Here is an 18,986-nt window from a genome sequence, read left to right on the forward strand (position 1 = left end):
ACTAAAATATGATACTCTACAGTATAGCATAATTAAAAAAAGTTGGAAAGGAGTTCCCTCTATGATTTTAGCCATTGATATGGGAAACAGCAACATCGTCATAGGAGGTATCGATCAGACCAGAACTTATTTTGTGGAGCGGGTGACTACCAATCAGCAGAAAACCGAATTGGAGTACGCTGTTGATATAAAGAACATTATGGAAATTCACAGTATGCCTATGTCCTCCATAGAAGGGGCTATTCTTTCTTCTGTAGTTCCTCCGCTTACGGATTTACTCCTTTGTGCTGTGAAGAAAATAACAGGGAAAACACCCATGCTGGTAGGGTCAGGGATGAAGACCGGGCTTAATATAAAAATGGATAATCCGAAGACAGTGGGAAGCGATTTGATCGTGGAGGCGGTGGCTGCATTAAGGGATTATACGCCTCCTATTATTGTTATTGATATGGGGACGGCTACCACTGTGTCTGCTATTGACCAGAAAGGAAATTACACCGGCGGGGTTATTTTTCCGGGACTGAGAGTGTCTCTGGATTCTTTAAGCAGCAAGGCGGCTCAGCTTCCTTACATCGGGCTTAATAAGCCTTCAAAAATAATCGGGAAGAATACTATTGATTGTATGAAAAGTGGGATTCTTTATGGGAATGCGGCTATGATTGACGGGATTGTTGACCGGATGGAGGAGGAATTGGGGAGTTCTGTCAGTCTGGTGGCAACGGGGGGATTGGCTTCACTTGTGGTGCCTCTTTGCCGGAGGAAAATCTATTTTGATGAGGCGTTGTTGTTGAAGGGGTTGATGATTTTGTATGAAAAAAATAAACAGGATTGAAAGGCTGGACGACATGCATTCATAATTTGGCTAAATGCGGCCAAATTATTCATTTCGGGCGTTCGCCCTATAAAAAAATATGCAGGAATTTGGGCAGGTGAATGCGAGCACTCACCTGCCCAAATTCCTGCATATTTTTTTGCATGTCTAAACGTGAGCCAAAAATTGGAAATAAAATTTCTCTAGTCCATCGTATAAAAGCCTTCGGTTAAGTACATCATTTCTTTATGAGTAATAAAATGATGCGGAGGGAAAGATATGTCTGGATACAAAGTAGAAATTTGCGGCGTTAATACTTCCAAACTGCCTCTTTTAAGCAACGAAGAGAAGGAAGTCCTGTTCAAAAGGATTCTGGACGGGGACAAAAAAGCCAGAGAAGATTACATTAAGGGGAACCTAAGACTGGTTCTCAGTGTCATACAGCGTTTTTCCAACAGCAACGAAAATGTGGATGACTTGTTTCAAATCGGCTGCATTGGACTGATCAAAGCCATTGACAATTTTGACATTACCCAGAATGTCCGATTTTCCACCTATGCAGTTCCCATGATCATGGGCGAGGTGAGGCGCTACCTGCGGGATAACAATTCTATCCGCGTAAGCCGCTCCCTGAGGGATACTGCTTATAAGGCCATTTACGCCAAGGAAAACCTGATGAAAAAAAACTTAAAAGAACCCACTCTGATGGAAATTGCAGATGAAATCGGGGTGAGTAAGGAAGACATTACCTACGCTTTAGATGCCATACAAAGCCCTGTCAGCCTTTACGAGCCGGTCTATTCCGACGGCGGTGACCCGCTTTTTGTCATGGACCAGATCAGCGACAAGAAAAACCTGGAAGAAAACTGGGTGGAGGACATTTCCTTAAATGAAGCTATGAGACGCCTTCCCGAAAGGGAGAGGCACATCATTGACATGCGTTTCTTTGAAGGAAAAACCCAGACCGAAGTAGCAGAGGAAATTCATATCAGCCAGGCACAGGTAAGCCGCCTGGAAAAAAATGCACTGAAAACCATGAAAAATTATCTTTCTTAGGCAATGCATATAAGCCCACCTTTCCACTCAGAAAGGCAGGCTTTTACATAATCTACATTAGTTTTTCTACAGTCTCAACAACATGTTCTACGGCAAATCCAAATTTCTCAAACAGCAGTTCTGCCACAGCTCTTTTTCCTACTTCTTTCGGAGGAACAGATTCCCTCCTTTGTCAGACCATAGCCAAACAAATGGAGAAGGGAGTATAACAGGGCGGATCCCATTGACTGATTTGTATTCTTTGTTCATATCTTAAACTCCCAGATGGTTGTTACTCCCCAAATGCCTTCCGGTAATCCTCCTGGAGTTTGGCAATTCCCTGGTCTGTTAAAGGATGCCAGGTCGTCTGAACAATGACACTGTAGGGAACCGTTGCAATATCCGCTCCAGCCTCCTCGCTGGTCACCAGCCGATTAATATAGGAAGTAACTCCTAATTTTACCAAGGTTCATGCTCCCGCCTTTTGGCCGTAATAAGCATTGGCTCCGTGCTTTCTTAAATAGTGCTTATCCTGAAGTGCCTGAGGCGCAGGGGCATTATCCGGATTGATCTGTTCACACCGCAGGGCCATCTTTGCAACTTCTTCCAGTACCACTGCATTGTGCACTGCATCCATAGCATCCTTTCCCCAGGCAAATGGACCGTGATTTTTACAGAGACAGGCCGGCACTGCCATGTATTCCTTGTCCTTGAAATAATCCACGATCAAAAGTCCTGTGTTCTTCTCATATCCCTCTTCAATTTCTTCCGAAGTCAGACAGCGCAGGCAGGGAATCTCTCCATACATATAATCCGCATGGGTGGTGCCGTAACAGGGAATCCCCCGTCCGGCCTGAGCCCAGCTTGTTGCCCAGGAAGAATGGGTATGCACGATTCCTCCCATTTTAGGAAATGCTTTGTAAAGCTCCAAATGGGTGGCGGTATCGGAAGAAGGATTATATTTTCCTTCCACCCGGTTCCCTTCTAAATCCATAACTACCATATCTTCCGGTTTCAGCTTATTATAATCCACTCCACTGGGCTTAATGACAAACATGCCGCTTTCCCGGTCAATGGCGCTGACATTGCCCCAGGTAAAGGTGACAAGCCCATATCTGGGAAGTTCCATATTGGCTTCGTAAACCACTTGTTTTAAGGCTTCTAACATGTTCTACCTCCTATGCTTTCAGTGTATACATGGCAATTTCATCAATGCCGTGATTGGTGGATATGATGACCTCGCTTCCGTCCTTAGTATACTTGTATACATTCGCAGGCCCGCAATTTCTGTCGATGATTTCTGTTTCATAGGAATTTGCCAAAGGATTAAAGCGAAGGGCAAACAGATTGCGTTCTCCCTGCCTGTGTCCGATTACCAAAGCCGGTTTTCCGCAAAGCATTCCTCCGAAAATAGCGTGGTTGAATTCAGCAGGCTGGTCGTAAACATATACTTCCTTGTACTCTCCCTCTGACTTTTTCCAAATGCTGATTTTATCGCCGTGAAATGGGGAGATTACCGCCAGTTCCTTTTCTCCGTCCTCATCAAAGTCCACTAAAACCCCGTCGCTGGCAGCCTCTTTGATCAACTGATGGATTTCCCATGGCTCTGAAGGAGCTACGGGAGGAATAAACTGATACACCCCGCTGTCACAGGATATGAGGCTGGTCTGGATTCCCTGTTCTTCCACCTTGTAATAGCCGTGGTTTTTCAGCATATTGTCCTTGATTACTTCCAGCTTCAACTGATTGTCCTGATTAAATCCGCTCAAATCCTCAGGCAGAACTGCTGCATATACTTTTCCCGGAGAGGACCAGTCATCCTTAAACTCATGTCCGGATTTCAAGGTGCAGGCGATCAGATAGTTGACTCCGTTTCTTTCAATAATGTTGAACCGGTGGACAAAAGGCAGGTCTGCAAGAGTCCTGACTTCCCAACCGCCTTCTTCCATGGGGGTCACTATGACGATCCTGGCCTCCTTGGAATCGTTGGGAGAGTAAAATTTATGAGTTGCCAGAAACTGTCCGTCTGTGCCCGGAACCTGAACCATAGTCATAACGCCGCCCGGCTCTGTCCAAATGGTGTCCTCCAGATTGCCGTCAGTGTCAAACAGCAGGCAGCGGTCTACTTTTTCCGCCGCAACCAGGATATGATCTCTTTCTTTGTAGCGGAGCGGGGCTATGGAATAACATTTCGTCAGATTTCCCATCACCTTTTTTTCAATGTTCATTATGATCGATCCCCTTTCATTGCTGTTTCATCAATATCCCGGACATTTTAAGATTTGCCGCAGCCAGGTCTTCCTTCCAGGACGGGCTTCCCGTATACCAGAATTCTGTCACATATTTTCTCACCCCAAGCTCCCATGCCGTTGCAATGGCCTTTTCAAAATTCACGTGGCCCTCGCCGTAGGGAACTTCGCGGAATATGCCTGGTATTGTTTCCTTTAAATGCATGGCGGCCAGACGCCCTTTTCCAAGCTTTAAATCCTCCAATACGTCCGTTCCATAAGTGATTGCGGCATTTGTAATATTTCCTATATCAGGATAAACATTTAAGTACACAGAAGAGATCTGCCGGACATATTTCATGGATTTTTCCACTGTATTCATAAATTCCGTCTCCATGGTTTCAAATCCCAGAATCATGCCGGCGCAGGCAGCCATATCAGCGGCTTTCTTTAAATTCTCCTCAAAATACTGTTTTGTTTCCTCATCTGATTCTTCATAATACACATCGTATCCAGCCAATTGAATAATTCTGATACCCAGATCCGATGCCAGCTCTATGGCTTTATCCATGATTTCCAGACTTCTTTCCCTGACTGCCGGATCAGGGCTTCCCAGAGGATATTTCCGGTGGCCGCTTAAGCACATGGTTCCTATGGGAAGGCCAATTTTCTTCATCAGTTCTGTCAGCTCCAGACGCTCCTCTAAGGTCATATCAAGACGTCCCAGCTTTTCATCGGTTTCATCCACACTCATTTCCAAAAAATCAAAACCAGCATTTTTTGCAGACTCCAGCTTTTCCCTCCAGCTTAAGTTTGCAGGCATTGATTTTTCATATAACCCAAGGGTATAGGCTTTCATTAAAAATCTCCTTTTTTCACCTGGTGGATCTGCACTCCAGCCTCCCTGAATTCATTTAAAATATCCTCGGGAGCCTTTTCATCTGTGATCAGATGCTGAACTTTACCGATATTGCAGCTTGAGAAGCTGCTGTTTTTTCCTATCTTCGTATGGTCGGCCAGGATATACAGCTCGTTCCTTGTATGTTCGGTCATCAATTCATTAAGACATACCTCGTTGATGATCTCAGTGGTCATTCCCGACATGACCGAAATTCCCGAACACCCCAAAAATGCCTTTTTCGCATAAATGTTCTGAAGGTTTCTGACTGCAAAATCTCCTACCATAGCTTCCTTTGGATAGCGAAGCTCGCCTCCGGTCAGGATGATGCTTACCCCGGCCCCATGCTCACTGTTGATTGCCTTTCCGTTGTTGGTTATGACCGTAACATTTCTGGCTTTAATGGATTCCAGCATCTGCAGGGCAGTGCTGCTGGTATTGATAAACAACGTATCATTGTCCTCCACCAGGGTCGCAGCATAGCTGGCAATCAACCGTCTGTAAAGTAATATTTCATTAGCCTGTGCAGGGCCCGTTTCAATTGGGATGGCTCCTCCGTGGCAGCGCTTTAAAAGCTTTCTGTCTTCCAGATACTGCAAATCTCTTCGGACCGTCACCACGGAAATCCCGCACTGCTCTGCCAAACTGTTGACAGACACTTTAGGGCTGTTTCTCACCACATCCAATATATGCGCTCTTCTCTCTTCCACAAGGGCATACTCTCTTTTCATCGGTTCACCTGCACTTTCTATCATATCTGATCACGATTGCAATCCAAAATTTATTCGATAATTCCCTGCTCTTTTAACTTAGTTTCAATTTCCTGGGCTGACATCACATTCCTCAGAGGAATAATGGTAACGCCCTTGTCCCTGGCATCTCCGAACATATCTTTAAAGTTTTGTGCGCAGACCAGCACATCATACTGGGAAGCAGTGCTTTTCCCCTCTGAAAGAGGACAGTGATGAACCTTCTGGGGCTTGATATCATACTTTTTCAGCACCTTCTCCAATGCCATCTGTGCCATCAGGCTTGAACCTGCTCCATTTGCGCAGCACACCAGAAAACTTAAACTCTTACCAGCCATAGTACAAACCTCCTGTAATAAATTTTATTTATTAGTTTCTTTCAATTCTTTATATGCGTCATAATCCTCTGTCATAAGGAAGTAACCTTTTTTATCCTTCCAGTACTGAATCTGAGGAATTGCTAGCAGGAAAACAAACACGATTGCGATTCCGGCATAGCTTAAGTACTTCATGACAACGGTGAACACCGGCCATACCACTGCCCAGTCCCACATTCCCAAGTATCCGCCGTAAGCAGCCATGCCTACCCAGCCTGCGATAAACGCTGAACCGAATACCTGAAGAAGACCTGAGATGAAGGGAAGTATAAGAGCTGCCTTAACTCCGCCCTTTTCATTTGCAAAAACACCGATGGTAGCATTGTCAAAGAATACAGGAACGAATCCGCAGATAACAAGAACCGGACTCTTTAATGCGATCAGAGCTATGATGGCAAGAATCTGACCGAAAAAGCCTGCCAAGAAACCTAAGGTTACGGCATTGGGAGCACCGAATCCGAAGATTACGGCACAGTCTACTCCAGGAACAGAACCAGGAAGAAGCTTGTCTGCAATTCCCTGGAAGGAAGCTGTCAATTCTGCTACGAAGGTACGAACACCTAACTGAAGGATTGCCAGATAAGCCGCAAAGTTCAGACATGTTTTTAAAATATAGAATAACATGCTGTCTGCCGGTTTCATAAACTCTCCTGTAACCAGATATTCTTTACCAAGAACCAGAAGGATAGCTCCAAAGAACACCACCATTAAGATGGAGGTAGTTACCATGTTGTCATTGAACATGGACATAAAGCCCGGCAATTCAATATCTTCAATTTTTCTTACTTTTTTATCTTTATTTTTGCCTTCATTTCCAAAGAACTTGCCTGCAGCCCAGTAGCTGAACGCTGTTCCAAACATCTGCTGATGAGCCATACAGAAACCGGCACCGTCCGTTACTTCCTGGCAGGCCTTGATGGTTAAGTTGGAACCTACTGCCCAGTAAGCGCCTAAAAGCAGGGACATTACCACAAGCATGGCAACACGGTTTTCCAGAAGGAAGGGGCAGGCAAACATGATCAGCCAGTATGCAGTGGCTGCCTGCTGTACCTGAACGTTTCCGGTGGTAAATAAGGCACGGAGCTTGGTGTATTTTGAAAAGCGAACCAGAAGAATGTTAACGATAAATGCGATAAATAAAAGGATCATCGCATCGCCGAAACCTCTTCCGAACACTTCCTCTACGCCTGCTGTAACGGCGTTCTGTCCAAAATACGGGTCAATAACCATGGCATTGATCTGGAACCTGTCCTTCAGCCCTACCAGTACAGGACGGAAGTTATTAACCAGACCGCCGGAACCTACCATTAAAATCAAATATCCTACGATTGCTTTTGCTGTTCCAGCCAGTATATCATACCATGGTTTTCCAAGCAAGATATAGCCGACCATAACGATAAGGCCGATCATAAAAGGCGGCTGCTGTAATATGTTCGTTGCAAAATAACTCCATATCTTCATCAAAATATCCATAAGTGTAATCCCCTTTTCCCTAATCCAAATATTGTTCCTGAATTCTCAGTAAATCCTCCGGACCTTTGGCTTCTTTCAGTTCAGCAATCACTTCTTCGTTACAAAGCATATCAGATAACCGGCTCATATTGTCCAGGTGTTGGTCCGGGTTGCAGGAAGCCAGCGTAAAGAAAAGCTGCGCATCCTTTTCCGGATCTTCCGGGTCAAAGCTGACCGGTTTTTCCAGCTTCATGAAAGCAATGCTGGTTTTGTGAACCCCCTCTGCACCTTCCTGGGAGTGAGGCATGGCGATGTCCGGCAAAATAATAATATAAGGGCCGTATTTTTTAATACAGGCAATGATTTCTTCCTTATAATTGCCTTCCACTGTTCCGTCAGCCTCCAGGCATTCGCAGCTCATCCTGACCGCATCCTCCCAGTCTTTTGCTTCCTTTGAAAACTTATAATGATTCTTTTCCACGAAATCTCTAAGCATCTTTTCCCCTCTTTCCTGAAATTACAGCAGTGAACGGAACGGAATGTTCTGGGGTGCTTCAAAGCAGTCCTCAAAGCCCCTTCTGTGATGGTAAGCCCGTTTGTCCTTATCTGTAGGATAAACGTACTTTCCGCCTACCTCCCAGAAGAAGGGATGGAACTTATAATCCAGTCTGTCCTTTTTCATATCATAGAGTACCCTGATTTCATTTACATCTGCCATGAAATTGGTCCACACATCATAGTGAATGGGAATTACAACCTTGCAGTCTAAGGCTTCTGCCATGCGCAGAATGTCGCAGGAGGTCATCTTGTCTGCCATTCCCACCGGATTTTCTCCATAAGAGCCAAAAGCCACATCAACATCGTAATCTTTTCCATGCTTTGCAAAGTAAATGGAATAGTGGGAATCGCCGCTGTGATAAATATTTCCGCCTGGAGTCTTGATCAGATAATTGACTGCCTTTTCATCCATATCCATGGGGCACTTTCCTGTCAGCTCCTCACGGTCCGGGCCGGTGGAATCAGTAGTTACAAGACAGGTTCTGTCAAAGGAGTCTAAAGCTATGATTTCAATATCCTTGATTTTAATACTGTCTCCGGGCACAACTGTGATACAGCGGTCTGCGGGAACTCCCCACTTCTGCCAAAGCTCAACGGATTTCTTGGGGCCGATAAATGGAACCGGGATTTCCTTTCCGTCCTCATCGATCGTGGTGATCTTGCTCTGGATCACATGCGCGGCGTATTCTGCGCTCATATGGTCCTGATGGTAATGGGTTGCAAGCACTGCGTCCACATGCTTAACAGCAAATGGGTCAATGACAAAGGGAACCGCCCTTAAATTAGGCTGCATGTCTCTTGCACCGCACATGTTTGCCATCTGGTGTCCCACTGCCATCTTTCCGTTTCCATGAGAACGCTTTCCGTTTCCGCACCATAAATCCACGGTAATGTTGCAGCCGCCCGGTGTTTTAAACCACATGCCTGTACATCCAAGCCACCACATAGCCACTGTTCCGGGTTCCACTGTCTCATTTTCAATTTCCTCGTTCAGCCACGTACCCCATTCAGGGAACGTGCTCATAATCCAGCTTTCCCTTGTGATTTCATCCACTTTACTCATTTGAACATCCTCCTTTATTTTTTTATGATTGTTTTATGATCGCTTTTGTTCGATCTTTTCTTTACAACTAGATAATATCATGATGAACTTTACTTTTCAAGAGCGTTAAATGACCACTTTAGTATTATATGTTTGTTTTAATATTTTTGTGTAATCTATATATTTTAAGTCTAATTATTTGTGCATATTTTATATTACAATTATTTTTACCATAATATAAAATACATTTTTTACATTATCATTTATTTTATTATCCATATATAGTCAAATTCACATCAAATTATTTTTCGGCTCCATTATTATATTATCGAAATCACATGCGGCGCATTGTTAGAATCCGCTTGTCATCCGTCTTGTCCTTTCTACAAAAAGGAATAAGCCCGCCTTTCTGCTGAAAAAGGCGGGCTTATTTCTTATGGTATTAAAATCCGGTCACATCCTTTGGTATGGTAAATTCCACAACACCCATGTATCCAGGTGCCACTTCATATTCATCAAACACGATCACGATTTCTCCGTTTTCATTAAAATAAAAGCTTTCATCTCCGGTGATCTGCTTGAATTCATCCATGGAATCCTCTCCTGTATTATAAAAATACATCTTGGAATCATCGGCAGCCATTTGTTCCGCCATCTGCTTTTTGATGTTGTCACTGATTTCAGTAATATAATCAGACTTATCCTTCATTAAATCCTTTAAGGATACTACATTTCCTGTTTCTTTATTAATCGTGAAAATCTTCACTGATTCAGCTCCGCTGGCCATAATAACAGTTGTGTTGATCCGCAGGGAAAGGTACTTATCGTTGTTTGTCACAACATCATAGCCGGAGGTTACAGAATAATGGCCGTCTCCTGCCATATCTTCCGCCACCTGTTTCTCATATTCTGAAATCAGCTGATCGGCATATTCTTCAATGGAACGATTTACCTTGTCATTGTCTTTTTCATTGATGGAAACCTTGGGAATATCTATTTTTGCTTCATAATTATCTTTTGCATCCTCAAAGGTACGAAATGTGACAACCTTTGCAATTGCGCCAAGGACCGGGATATCCTCCATGGCGTTTGCGGTAACCGGGCTGGCATTTGCCATAATTATAATGGCCGCCATTGCCGCAGCTCCTGTCATTGCTGTTCGTTTTGTTATCTTCATCATCTGTATCTTCCTCTTTTCCTTTTTTGCTTTTTCAATTCCTGCTATTACGCCTGCCAAGGCAGTCTTGGGCACTGGAATATGCTGGTATTCGTTTTTCATTCTCAACAGTTTTTCCTTGTCACTATGTTCCATATCAACTGCTCCTTTCCTTCTTAAGTAGCCTCCGGTTCCAGTTCAATCTTCAGTTTCCTAAGAGCCCGGTAAAGCCTGGCCTTCACGGTGTTCACGTTCATTTCCATAATTTCAGCGATTTCGTCCAGTTTCCATTCCTCTACATATTTTAAAATCACGATGGCACGGTCCTTTTCCTCCAGGGAACTCAAAAGTTCTAAGTAATCCTCCTCTTCATAGCGGTCCTCATGGGGGATCTCCACCTGGTCAAGGCTCACCCGCTCCCCTTTCTGCTTCCTTAAAAAATCAATGGATGCATTTATGACAATCCGGTATATCCAGGTGGACAGATAAGTCTCTTCTCTCAGCTTTCTGCATTCCTTTATAATCCTGTATGCGCTCTCCTGAACAATATCCAGAGCATCCTGTTCATTTCTTACATAACTGTACGCAAGCCTGTAATACGACTCATAATTTTTCAAGAGAATCCGTTCTGCCTCTTCTTCAATCTTTTGTTTCATGTTCTCCTCCTCTCTGGCGTTCTATCTATTAGACGTATTATAACCCAATAAAAGTTGCATGGTCACAAAAAAAGGAAAGGCTCCCGGGAACCTTTCCTTTTTCAGTTAAAATCTGTCACTCGAACCGAACAATTTCTTTTTTCAATCTCTTCATAATCTTCTTTTCCAGCCTGGATATGTAGGACTGGGAAATCCCCAGTAAATCGGCAACCTCTTTCTGAGTCATCTCTTCCCCTTCCTCATCCGTAAGTCCGAACCGCAGCTCCACGATCTTTCTCTCTCTTGGACTCAACCGGCTGATGGCGGTGTTAAGCAGGTTCCGCTCCACCTCGGTTTCCAAATCCTTATAAATCACATCTTCCTCTGTTCCTAAAATATCGGATAAAAGGAGCTCATTGCCATCCCAGTCCACATTCAAAGGCTCATCAATGGAAACCTCCATCTTGGTCTTGTTGTTCCGGCGCAAATACATGAGTATTTCATTTTCAATACAACGGGAAGCATAAGTAGCCAGTTTTATATTTTTTGTAGGATTAAAGGTATTGATGGCCTTAATCAAACCAATAGTCCCTATGGAAATCAAATCCTCCACCCCAACGCTGGTGTTATCAAACTTCTTTGCAATATAAACCACAAGCCGCAGATTGTGTTCAATCAGCTCTGACTTGGCCTTTTGATCCTCTTCTCCCCCGAGAAGAGCAATGATCTGCGCCTCCTTCTCATTGTCTAAGGGCGCAGGCAGAATATCCGCCCCTCCAATGTAATGCACCTCTCCCTTAGAAGGCATCATCAGGGTTTTAAATGTTGGAATGGCTTTAAACTGGAAACGGTTTGGTACTGAAACTTTTATAATCATGTCTATATTTTCTCCTTTACATCTTTCATTCACTCTTCATGCAGAAGCATTTGATAACCTCCGTTTTCCGACAGCGGCGTTTTACAGACAGCTATCAGAGGCCTCTCAATCACCTTGCTTTCGTCGCCTTGGCGTACCTCCATTTGATCCAAAAAAATTCCGGGCATCATTCCGCCGCTTTTCCCAACGCTTTCATAGGGGATATAAACGACCTCTGTCACGATCTCACACAGCTCCCGGACAGCCTCATAAGTCACAACATGAACAGGACGGCGGCTCACTGGTTCATACAGCCTGTTTCCTGTATCAAGGAGAGCTGTCACCTTTTTTTCCTTTCCCCTGTAGTGCATAGTGACCTCATAAAAATTGCTCTTTCCCTTTAACATGCCGGGAATCCGCCATAAAAGATAACGGATTCCGAAATAAGTGGCTGCTGCAAGAAAAATCAACCGGTAAAGAGGAATCGCTCCCCTGCTGTTTCCCCTAAGAATCTGTTCTATATAATAACCGGCCTTCGTATGCTGGTAAAGGGCATTTATGACTCCTGACATTACTACAGCAGCCACATATAGCGCTCCCACTGCTCTCCCTATATCCCTTGGTCTTTTTAAACAGAAGGCCGTCATTACCATCAGGGCGCTTACACACCCGTAGGTAATGGCCATCTCAAGCCATAAGGGCAGATATGGGAATGCGGCAGCAAACACGGCCCACGCTGATCCCAGACCAGCCCCCAGAATCATTCTCCATCTCATGAGGCGGAACCTCAATCCCCTCCTTACAATGGATAAGATCATAAAATTCATGGTAAAATTAATTAAGAACAACACATCTATGTACAGGTTAATTTCCGTTGCTGCATTCACCTCCTGCCCTGTAGGAACATTATATCTGCCATGCCTTTCAGAATTTGTCAAAACCTTGGGGAAGATTCCAGTTTTTCATCGTCTTTTTACTCTCTTTCCCGGCATATAGTGACAGAATCATCAGACCACACGTTCCCTATCACTCTTCTGGCACAACAAAAAAACAGCCGGACACGGGGATAAAGCCGTGTTCGACCGTTTTTCACATTTCATTTTTTATTGTCGATTTTTCATGACAGATTTCAATTTATTTGTCTTATGTAATACTGAAACTACTATTCTCCTTTTTTCTGAATATCCACAGTACGTCCTTCAATATCTTTATGATCGCCAACCGTCAAACCTTCCACCTCTTCATCCGGGCAAACATTTGTCCATGCCAGATCCATAATATCATCTACTGTGAGATCTCCTTTTGTGATAATGCCAAGACGCAGATAGTCTTCTGTGATGTTTTTAAGACCATCTATTGTGATTGCATCTGACAAACCAAAGTTTAATGAATCCCAGAACTTAAGCTGATTCTCAAATTCTCCTGTCAGCATATCTGTATCAAACATCAATTGAACAGCATCTTCTGAATGGAGACGTGCATACTGACCTGCACGTTTAATAGCCATAACAACATATTTTGCATGAACAGGGTTTTCTTCGATGAATTTATTGTTCATTGCAGTTGCACAGCAAACCTCACCTTCAAATTCATCACTTGCTGTGATTGAACAAACCTTACGCATTTTATCACTGTAATTAGCAATTACAAAATAATCCGAAAAAATTACAGCGTCAACTTCACCGCTCTCCATTGCTGCTACAGATGCGGCATTGTCAGCAATATCGAGATACTCAACTTCAGTCGTCGGGTCAATGCCTTCTTTGTCAAGCAGACGGTAGGTAATGTTTTGATCAGACCTTCCAATTCCATCATGAATTGCGATTTTTTTTCCTTTCAAGTCTTCCGGCGATTTAATCTCACTGTCATTAAATACATAAATAGACTTACAGCCTACATGAGAACCAGCCACAAAAGTCATATCTACACCATTTGTTACCGGAACAAGCATGGAGGCAATGTGCTCTGATCCCCATAGGCACTTACCTGTACCAACGGCATTAACTACCGATTCGCCTGCCATATATGTTGCATTAATGCCGTATTCCTCATAATACCCAAGCTGTTCAGCAAGATATTTTGCAGATACACAGGCCCCTCCATTAAACATATAGTTCAATTCTGTGCCAAATACAGGCTCCTTTTGCATAGCAGCCCAGTCTTCCTCTGAAACAGCATTCGGACGCTCAGCAGAAACATTAACTTCTTTTGATGTTTCCTTTACCGAGGAAGAACCTGCCCCCTGCTCGCCGCAGGCTGCCAATGACAATGCCGTTACTCCCATAAGCATCCCTGCCAGCAAACCTCTTAACTTCCTTGTTTTCATAAACTCTCTTCTCCTTCTTATAGTATCTTTATCCACACAAATCATAGAACTACCGCTTTTCTACAACTTGGTCAGAACAATCATTAAATGGATGTTATTCTCTTCCTCCAAAATGCAGCCTGTTAAGAATTTCATTTCTGTATGCAACAAAAGCTGCTGACGAACGGTCTCTCGGATAGTTTTCATCTATTTTTATATCTGCAACGACACGTCCAGGGGTTGCATCCATAACAATAACCCTGGTTCCCATGTAAATAGCTTCGTCTATATCATGGGTTACCATAATAGCTAATTGTTTTCTTTCCTGCCATATTTTCAGGATTTCATCCTGCATATTCATACGTGTAAACGCATCTAATGCTCCAAGCGGTTCATCCAACAGCAAAATATCCGGTTCATTAATTAATGAACGGACTAATGCAACTCTCTGTGCCATTCCGCCTGACAACTGCCCGGGATAATCATCTTTAAATGCTTCCAGTCCAATTATCTTCAGCATACGCTCCACTTTTTCTTCATTTCCTTTTAATTTCCCCTGTACCCTCAAACTAAAGGCAATGTTGTTTTCTACCGTAAGCCAGGGAAATAACGTGGCTTTCTGGAATACCATTCCCCTTTCCGGAGATGGCTCTTTGATCTCCTGATCATTTACAGTTAAACTCCCTGTAGTCGGCTGAGCCAGTCCCGCAACAAGCCGCAGAATTGTTGACTTGCCGCAGCCTGACGGGCCAACCAGGCTGATGAACTCCCCATTTTTCATAGATAAATCAATCTCATTCAATGCATGAGTCACTTCGTCATTTTCAATTTTAGCAAAACTTTTTGATACCTTATTTAATCGTAATATAATATCCTTCTCCGCCATTAGTTTATTACTCCGTTCTGCCACCTCAGTACACGATGCTTAATATGATCCAGCACTTTTGTTACAATGGTAAATATGAGACAAATTACAAATAACGCTGCAAACATCTTATCGTATGATGCCCAGGATTTTGCCCAGGTCATGTACCATCCAAGACCAGCCTTTACCCCCATCATCTCTGCAATCATAATTGCAACACAGGAAGAACTCATTGCCTGTGTACACCCCTGCAAAATAGATGGCATTGCATGGGGAATTGCAACCTTAAATACCAATTGCCTTTCACTGGCTCCTAAAGTTTTCGCTGCTTCAAAAAAGTCTTTGTCTACATTCTGAATTCCTGTCATGGCAGCTACCGTCACTGCGAACCAGGAACCAAGTGCAATAATAAATACCGCACCTTTGAATAACGAAGATGCCACAACCATAATAATCGGAATCCATGTAGATGTGGGAATTGGTCCCAGAAACTTAATAACCGGATTAAGCCAGTACCGGACTTTTTCAAAATATCCTGAGGCAATACCTGTTATAAGCCCTAATACAACTCCTATAAAATATCCTAAAAATAACAGACGGAGTGTGTGAAGAGTGGATGTAATCAAATAAGAACGGTCTTCCCAGGCAATGTTCAATATACTATTCATACACGGAACGAATGGCTGCGTAAGTATTCCTGTTTTTAATGTTAAATAATCATACGCTGTAAGCAGCAAAAACAATGCCGAAAATAAAGGGGCCTTATGCCTGACTTTATCTGCAGCAGTTTTATCCCCTCTCCATTTTTTCACAGTTGCAGCCAAAGCATATACCGCATATGCAAGCATAAAAGCAACCACTGTCCCCGCATATGTATATGGCTTACTGTTCGGACTTCCATTGGGTATTTCCCAGTATTCCATAATTGCAATGAAGCCGCAAACAACAGGAAGAACCATAATAATCCCATTCATGATCTTCTGTCCACGGGTTTTTTCTTTCTCTTCTAATTCCTTCAGTTGCTGCCTGGTCAACTGTCCAAGCCTGCCTGTCTTTTCATTCTTTACAATGCATCTTTCATCAACATTTACCATAATTGTTTTCCTTTGACGTTAAATATAATAAATAATATATAAATGATACACCAAATCATATTTTAAGTAAAATTCAAAAATAATTCCTCTTATAGATGTTTTCTATAAGTATATTGCATAAAAAATATCCATATCATGATACGAAGCCCGATATCACTCTTTCGGAACAGAAAAAAACAGCCGGACACGGGATAAAACCGTGTCCGGCTGTTTTTCACATTTCATTTTTATTGCTATTATTTTATGACATATCTTAGGATAGCTGGGAAAGTCTTTCTTTTACCTGCTCCATCATTTGGGCATATTTTTCAAGCTTGGCCTTTTCCTCCTGGATCTTGGCTTCCGGAGCCTTGCTGACAAACTTTTCATTATTCAGCATGCCCTCTACCCTGGCAAGCTCCTTGCCCAGCCGTTCCTCTTCTTTTTTGAGACGCTCAATCTCCTTTTCAATATCAACCAGCTCTGCAAAAGGCATATAGATGACTGCCTGTGGGATAACAGCAGATACAGCATCTTCTGCAATTCCGTTCTTATCCTTCTGCAAATACACTTCTCCTGCATAGCCCAAGGAAGCAAAGAATATTTTGCTGCGCTCAAATATATCAAGAATCTCCTGATTTTCAGAAACAACGTAAACTTTAGCCTTTTTGCTGGGCGGAACATTCATAGAGGTACGTACATTCCGGATTGCCCTTACAGCTTCCTTAATGGTTTCCACAGCATGTTCTTCGTTTTTAAAATTCCATTTCCCCTGATACTCCGGCCAGTTTGAAATCATAATGGATTCCTCTTCCTCCTGAAGATTACAGAAGATTTCCTCGGTCAGGAAAGGCATATAAGGATGCAGAAGCTTTAAGGAATTAATGAGAACGGTTTTTAAAGTCCAGATAGCAGCGGCCTTTGTCTCATCCTGGTCATCCCACAGCCTTGGCTTCACCATTTCAATATACCAGTCGCAGAATTCCTCCCAGATAAAGTCATAAACCTTTTGAAGGGCAATTCCCAGTTCATATTTATCCAGATTCTCCGTCACATCCTTTGCAAGGGTGTTGACCTTGGAAAGAATCCATTTATCCGCCATGGTAAGCTGGGAAAGGTCTGCCTGTGCTCCCTGGGCTTTTTCAATATTCATCATAATGAAGCGGGAAGCATTCCATACCTTGTTGGCAAAGTTGCGGCTGGCTTCCACTCTCTCCCAATAAAAACGCATATCATTTCCCGGAGCATTTCCCGTAATCAGGGTCATACGCAGGGCATCGGCGCCGTATTTCTCAATGACCTCCAGAGGATCGATTCCGTTTCCTAAGGACTTGCTCATCTTCCGTCCTTCGGAATCCCTGATCAGTCCATGGATCAGAACTGTATGGAAAGGAAGCTTTCCTGTCTGCTCAATACCGGAAAATACCATGCGGATAACCCAGAAGAAAATGATGTCATAGCCTGTTACCAGCACATCTGTGGGGTAAAAGTACTTGAGATCCTCTGTTTCCTCAGGCCAGCCCAAAGTGGAGAAGGGCCAGAGAGCAGAAGAAAACCAGGTATCAAGAGTATCCTCATCCTGAGTGAGATGAGTTCCTCCGCATTTGGGGCAGACTTCAGGAACCTGAGCTGATACAATGATTTCTCCGCACTGATCGCAATAGTAAGCAGGAATCCGGTGTCCCCACCAAAGCTGTCTGGAAACGCACCAGTCCCGGATATTTTCAAGCCAGTGAAGATAAATTTTGTCAAACCGTTCCGGAACAAACTTAAGTGCTCCTGTCTTTAAGGCTTCAATGGCCGGCTTTGCCATCTCTTCCATCTTCACGAACCACTGCTGTTTTACCATAGGCTCTACTGTGGTCTTGCACCGGTCATGAGTTCCTACCGCATGGGTGTGAGGTTCTACCTTTACTAAAAGTCCCTGGTCTTCCAAGTCCTTTACAATGGCTTTTCTGGCCTGGTAACGCTCCATTCCGTGATACCTGCTGCCCGGAAGGTTGATGGTGGCATCGTCGTTCATAATACACAGTTCCGGCAGATTATGTCTCTTTCCAACCTCAAAGTCATTGGGGTCGTGGGCAGGAGTGATCTTCACACATCCGGTTCCGAACTCTTTGTCTACATAAGAATCTGCAACAACGGGGATCTCCCGGTCTGTCAGGGGAAGTTTTAACATTTTTCCCAACAGATCCTGGTATCTCTCATCCTCCGGATTGACTGCCACAGCAGTATCTCCCAGAAGAGTTTCCGGTCTGGTGGTAGCGATTTCCACAAACCGGTTTTCCTCTCCAGCAATAGGATAATTGATATGCCAGAAAAAGCCGTTCTGATCCTCATGCTCAACCTCTGCATCGGAAATGGTAGTCTGGCATACGGGACACCAGTTTACAATACGGGAACCTTTGTAAATGTATCCCTTTTCATGAAGCCGGATAAAGACTTCCTGAACAGCCTGGGAACAGCCCTCATCCATGGTGAACCGTTCTCTGTCCCAGTCAGCAGAAGAGCCCAGCTTGTGAAGCTGGTTGATAATCCGTCCGCCGTAATCCTTTCTCCAGTCCCAGCACTTCTCCAGGAAACCTTCCCTGCCTAAATCAGCCTTGTCGATTCCCTGTTCTTTTAAGCTTTCAATTACCTTTACTTCCGTGGCAATGGCCGCATGATCTGTACCCGGCTGCCAAAGAGCCTCATAGCCCTGCATTCTCTTGTAACGGATTAAAATATCCTGCATGGCATTGTCCAGAGCATGGCCCATGTGAAGCTGGCCTGTGATATTAGGAGGGGGCATCACAATGGTGAAAGGCTTTTTATCCTTATTTGGTTTTGCATGGAAATACTTTTTTTCCAGCCATTTTTCATAAAGCTTGCTCTCAATCCCTGCCGGATCATAAGTCTTTTCTAACTCTTTCATAAACTTCTCCTTTTTCTGACTGTCGTATTGGT

General features: G+C 43.7%; 18 protein-coding genes and 1 pseudogene. 2 read left to right on the forward strand and 17 right to left on the reverse strand.

Features of this window, described 5'->3' with window-relative positions:
- Positions 1 to 61 precede the first annotated feature (61 nt).
- On the forward strand, positions 62 to 832 hold the full coding sequence (locus V7M78_RS09960) for a type III pantothenate kinase (protein ID WP_333648989.1): 771 nt from the start codon (positions 62 to 64) through the stop codon (positions 830 to 832).
- A gap of 258 nt (positions 833 to 1,090) precedes the next feature.
- Positions 1,091 to 1,867: an RNA polymerase sporulation sigma factor SigG gene (sigG, locus tag V7M78_RS09965; protein WP_333648991.1), complete on the forward strand. Its 777-nt coding sequence runs from the start codon at positions 1,091 to 1,093 to the stop codon at positions 1,865 to 1,867.
- A gap of 271 nt (positions 1,868 to 2,138) precedes the next feature.
- Here the strand turns inward: sigG and V7M78_RS09970 are convergent.
- From V7M78_RS09970 to V7M78_RS10050, 17 genes and pseudogenes are all read right to left on the reverse strand, one after another.
- Positions 2,139 to 2,258: pseudogene (locus tag V7M78_RS09970) on the reverse strand (fructose-6-phosphate aldolase); the annotation flags it as partial.
- Positions 2,259 to 2,315: 57 nt separating this feature from the next.
- Complete coding sequence (locus tag V7M78_RS09975) at positions 2,316 to 3,014, reverse strand: L-ribulose-5-phosphate 4-epimerase (protein WP_333648993.1); 699 nt, start codon at positions 3,012 to 3,014, stop codon at positions 2,316 to 2,318.
- Between the two features lie 10 nt (positions 3,015 to 3,024).
- Entirely contained in the window at positions 3,025 to 4,074 is a 1,050-nt protein-coding gene (locus V7M78_RS09980) for a hypothetical protein (protein WP_333648995.1), read from the reverse strand.
- A gap of 16 nt (positions 4,075 to 4,090) precedes the next feature.
- The gene (locus V7M78_RS09985) at positions 4,091 to 4,933 is read right to left on the reverse strand and encodes an L-ribulose-5-phosphate 3-epimerase (RefSeq protein WP_333648997.1); all 843 of its coding nucleotides are present in this window, start codon (positions 4,931 to 4,933) and stop codon (positions 4,091 to 4,093) included.
- Positions 4,933 to 5,703 (reverse strand): DeoR/GlpR family DNA-binding transcription regulator, encoded by a 771-nt coding sequence (locus tag V7M78_RS09990; protein ID WP_333648999.1) that lies wholly within the window; start codon positions 5,701 to 5,703, stop codon positions 4,933 to 4,935. Before V7M78_RS09990 ends, V7M78_RS09985 begins: the two co-directional genes overlap by 1 nt.
- 50 nt (positions 5,704 to 5,753) lie before the next feature.
- Positions 5,754 to 6,059 (reverse strand): PTS sugar transporter subunit IIB, encoded by a 306-nt coding sequence (locus V7M78_RS09995; protein ID WP_158376461.1) that lies wholly within the window; start codon positions 6,057 to 6,059, stop codon positions 5,754 to 5,756.
- A gap of 24 nt (positions 6,060 to 6,083) precedes the next feature.
- A complete protein-coding gene (locus V7M78_RS10000; RefSeq protein ID WP_333649004.1) occupies positions 6,084 to 7,571 on the reverse strand; it encodes a PTS ascorbate transporter subunit IIC in 1,488 nt (495 codons plus the stop codon).
- A 19-nt stretch (positions 7,572 to 7,590) separates the two neighbouring features.
- Complete coding sequence (locus tag V7M78_RS10005; RefSeq protein ID WP_333649006.1) at positions 7,591 to 8,046, reverse strand: PTS sugar transporter subunit IIA; 456 nt, start codon at positions 8,044 to 8,046, stop codon at positions 7,591 to 7,593.
- Between the two features lie 21 nt (positions 8,047 to 8,067).
- A complete protein-coding gene (ulaG, locus tag V7M78_RS10010; protein ID WP_333649008.1) occupies positions 8,068 to 9,171 on the reverse strand; it encodes an L-ascorbate 6-phosphate lactonase in 1,104 nt (367 codons plus the stop codon).
- A gap of 421 nt (positions 9,172 to 9,592) precedes the next feature.
- Complete coding sequence (locus V7M78_RS10015) at positions 9,593 to 10,462, reverse strand: DUF3298 and DUF4163 domain-containing protein (RefSeq protein ID WP_333649010.1); 870 nt, start codon at positions 10,460 to 10,462, stop codon at positions 9,593 to 9,595.
- 20 nt (positions 10,463 to 10,482) lie between these two features.
- Positions 10,483 to 10,962 (reverse strand): RNA polymerase sigma factor, encoded by a 480-nt coding sequence (locus tag V7M78_RS10020; RefSeq protein ID WP_333649012.1) that lies wholly within the window; start codon positions 10,960 to 10,962, stop codon positions 10,483 to 10,485.
- 115 nt (positions 10,963 to 11,077) lie between these two features.
- Entirely contained in the window at positions 11,078 to 11,818 is a 741-nt protein-coding gene (gene sigE, locus V7M78_RS10025; RefSeq protein WP_333649014.1) for an RNA polymerase sporulation sigma factor SigE, read from the reverse strand.
- Between the two features lie 29 nt (positions 11,819 to 11,847).
- Positions 11,848 to 12,684: a sigma-E processing peptidase SpoIIGA gene (locus V7M78_RS10030; RefSeq protein ID WP_333649016.1), complete on the reverse strand. Its 837-nt coding sequence runs from the start codon at positions 12,682 to 12,684 to the stop codon at positions 11,848 to 11,850.
- A gap of 275 nt (positions 12,685 to 12,959) precedes the next feature.
- Complete coding sequence (locus V7M78_RS10035) at positions 12,960 to 14,123, reverse strand: ABC transporter substrate-binding protein (protein ID WP_333649018.1); 1,164 nt, start codon at positions 14,121 to 14,123, stop codon at positions 12,960 to 12,962.
- 94 nt (positions 14,124 to 14,217) lie between these two features.
- The gene (locus V7M78_RS10040; protein ID WP_333649020.1) at positions 14,218 to 14,988 is read right to left on the reverse strand and encodes an ABC transporter ATP-binding protein; all 771 of its coding nucleotides are present in this window, start codon (positions 14,986 to 14,988) and stop codon (positions 14,218 to 14,220) included.
- Positions 14,988 to 16,061 carry an ABC transporter permease gene (locus tag V7M78_RS10045; RefSeq protein WP_333649022.1) on the reverse strand — a complete coding sequence of 358 codons (1,074 nt, stop codon included), beginning with the start codon at positions 16,059 to 16,061 and terminating at the stop codon, positions 14,988 to 14,990. Before V7M78_RS10045 ends, V7M78_RS10040 begins: the two co-directional genes overlap by 1 nt.
- A 253-nt stretch (positions 16,062 to 16,314) precedes the next feature.
- Positions 16,315 to 18,954 (reverse strand): valine--tRNA ligase, encoded by a 2,640-nt coding sequence (locus tag V7M78_RS10050; RefSeq protein ID WP_333649024.1) that lies wholly within the window; start codon positions 18,952 to 18,954, stop codon positions 16,315 to 16,317.
- Positions 18,955 to 18,986 lie beyond the last annotated feature (32 nt).

This window comes from Lacrimispora sp., from assembly GCF_036758025.1.
In the GTDB taxonomy this organism is placed as follows: domain Bacteria; phylum Bacillota; class Clostridia; order Lachnospirales; family Lachnospiraceae; genus Lacrimispora.

Bases quoted from the DNA above. Each gene is read 5' to 3' on its own strand.
- V7M78_RS09960 (WP_333648989.1), top strand. From the start codon at position 62: ATGATTTTAGCCATTGATATGGGAAACAGCAACATCGTCATAGGAGGT.
- sigG (WP_333648991.1), top strand. From the start codon at position 1,091: ATGTCTGGATACAAAGTAGAAATTTGCGGCGTTAATACTTCCAAACTG.
- V7M78_RS09975 (WP_333648993.1), bottom strand. From the start codon at position 3,014: ATGTTAGAAGCCTTAAAACAAGTGGTTTACGAAGCCAATATGGAACTT.
- V7M78_RS09980 (WP_333648995.1), bottom strand. From the start codon at position 4,074: ATGAACATTGAAAAAAAGGTGATGGGAAATCTGACGAAATGTTATTCC.
- V7M78_RS09985 (WP_333648997.1), bottom strand. From the start codon at position 4,933: ATGAAAGCCTATACCCTTGGGTTATATGAAAAATCAATGCCTGCAAAC.
- V7M78_RS09990 (WP_333648999.1), bottom strand. From the start codon at position 5,703: ATGAAAAGAGAGTATGCCCTTGTGGAAGAGAGAAGAGCGCATATATTG.
- V7M78_RS09995 (WP_158376461.1), bottom strand. From the start codon at position 6,059: ATGGCTGGTAAGAGTTTAAGTTTTCTGGTGTGCTGCGCAAATGGAGCA.
- V7M78_RS10000 (WP_333649004.1), bottom strand. From the start codon at position 7,571: ATGGATATTTTGATGAAGATATGGAGTTATTTTGCAACGAACATATTA.
- V7M78_RS10005 (WP_333649006.1), bottom strand. From the start codon at position 8,046: ATGCTTAGAGATTTCGTGGAAAAGAATCATTATAAGTTTTCAAAGGAA.
- ulaG (WP_333649008.1), bottom strand. From the start codon at position 9,171: ATGAGTAAAGTGGATGAAATCACAAGGGAAAGCTGGATTATGAGCACG.
- V7M78_RS10015 (WP_333649010.1), bottom strand. From the start codon at position 10,462: ATGGAACATAGTGACAAGGAAAAACTGTTGAGAATGAAAAACGAATAC.
- V7M78_RS10020 (WP_333649012.1), bottom strand. From the start codon at position 10,962: ATGAAACAAAAGATTGAAGAAGAGGCAGAACGGATTCTCTTGAAAAAT.
- sigE (WP_333649014.1), bottom strand. From the start codon at position 11,818: ATGATTATAAAAGTTTCAGTACCAAACCGTTTCCAGTTTAAAGCCATT.
- V7M78_RS10035 (WP_333649018.1), bottom strand. From the start codon at position 14,123: ATGAAAACAAGGAAGTTAAGAGGTTTGCTGGCAGGGATGCTTATGGGA.
- V7M78_RS10040 (WP_333649020.1), bottom strand. From the start codon at position 14,988: ATGGCGGAGAAGGATATTATATTACGATTAAATAAGGTATCAAAAAGT.
- V7M78_RS10045 (WP_333649022.1), bottom strand. From the start codon at position 16,061: ATGGTAAATGTTGATGAAAGATGCATTGTAAAGAATGAAAAGACAGGC.
- V7M78_RS10050 (WP_333649024.1), bottom strand. From the start codon at position 18,954: ATGAAAGAGTTAGAAAAGACTTATGATCCGGCAGGGATTGAGAGCAAG.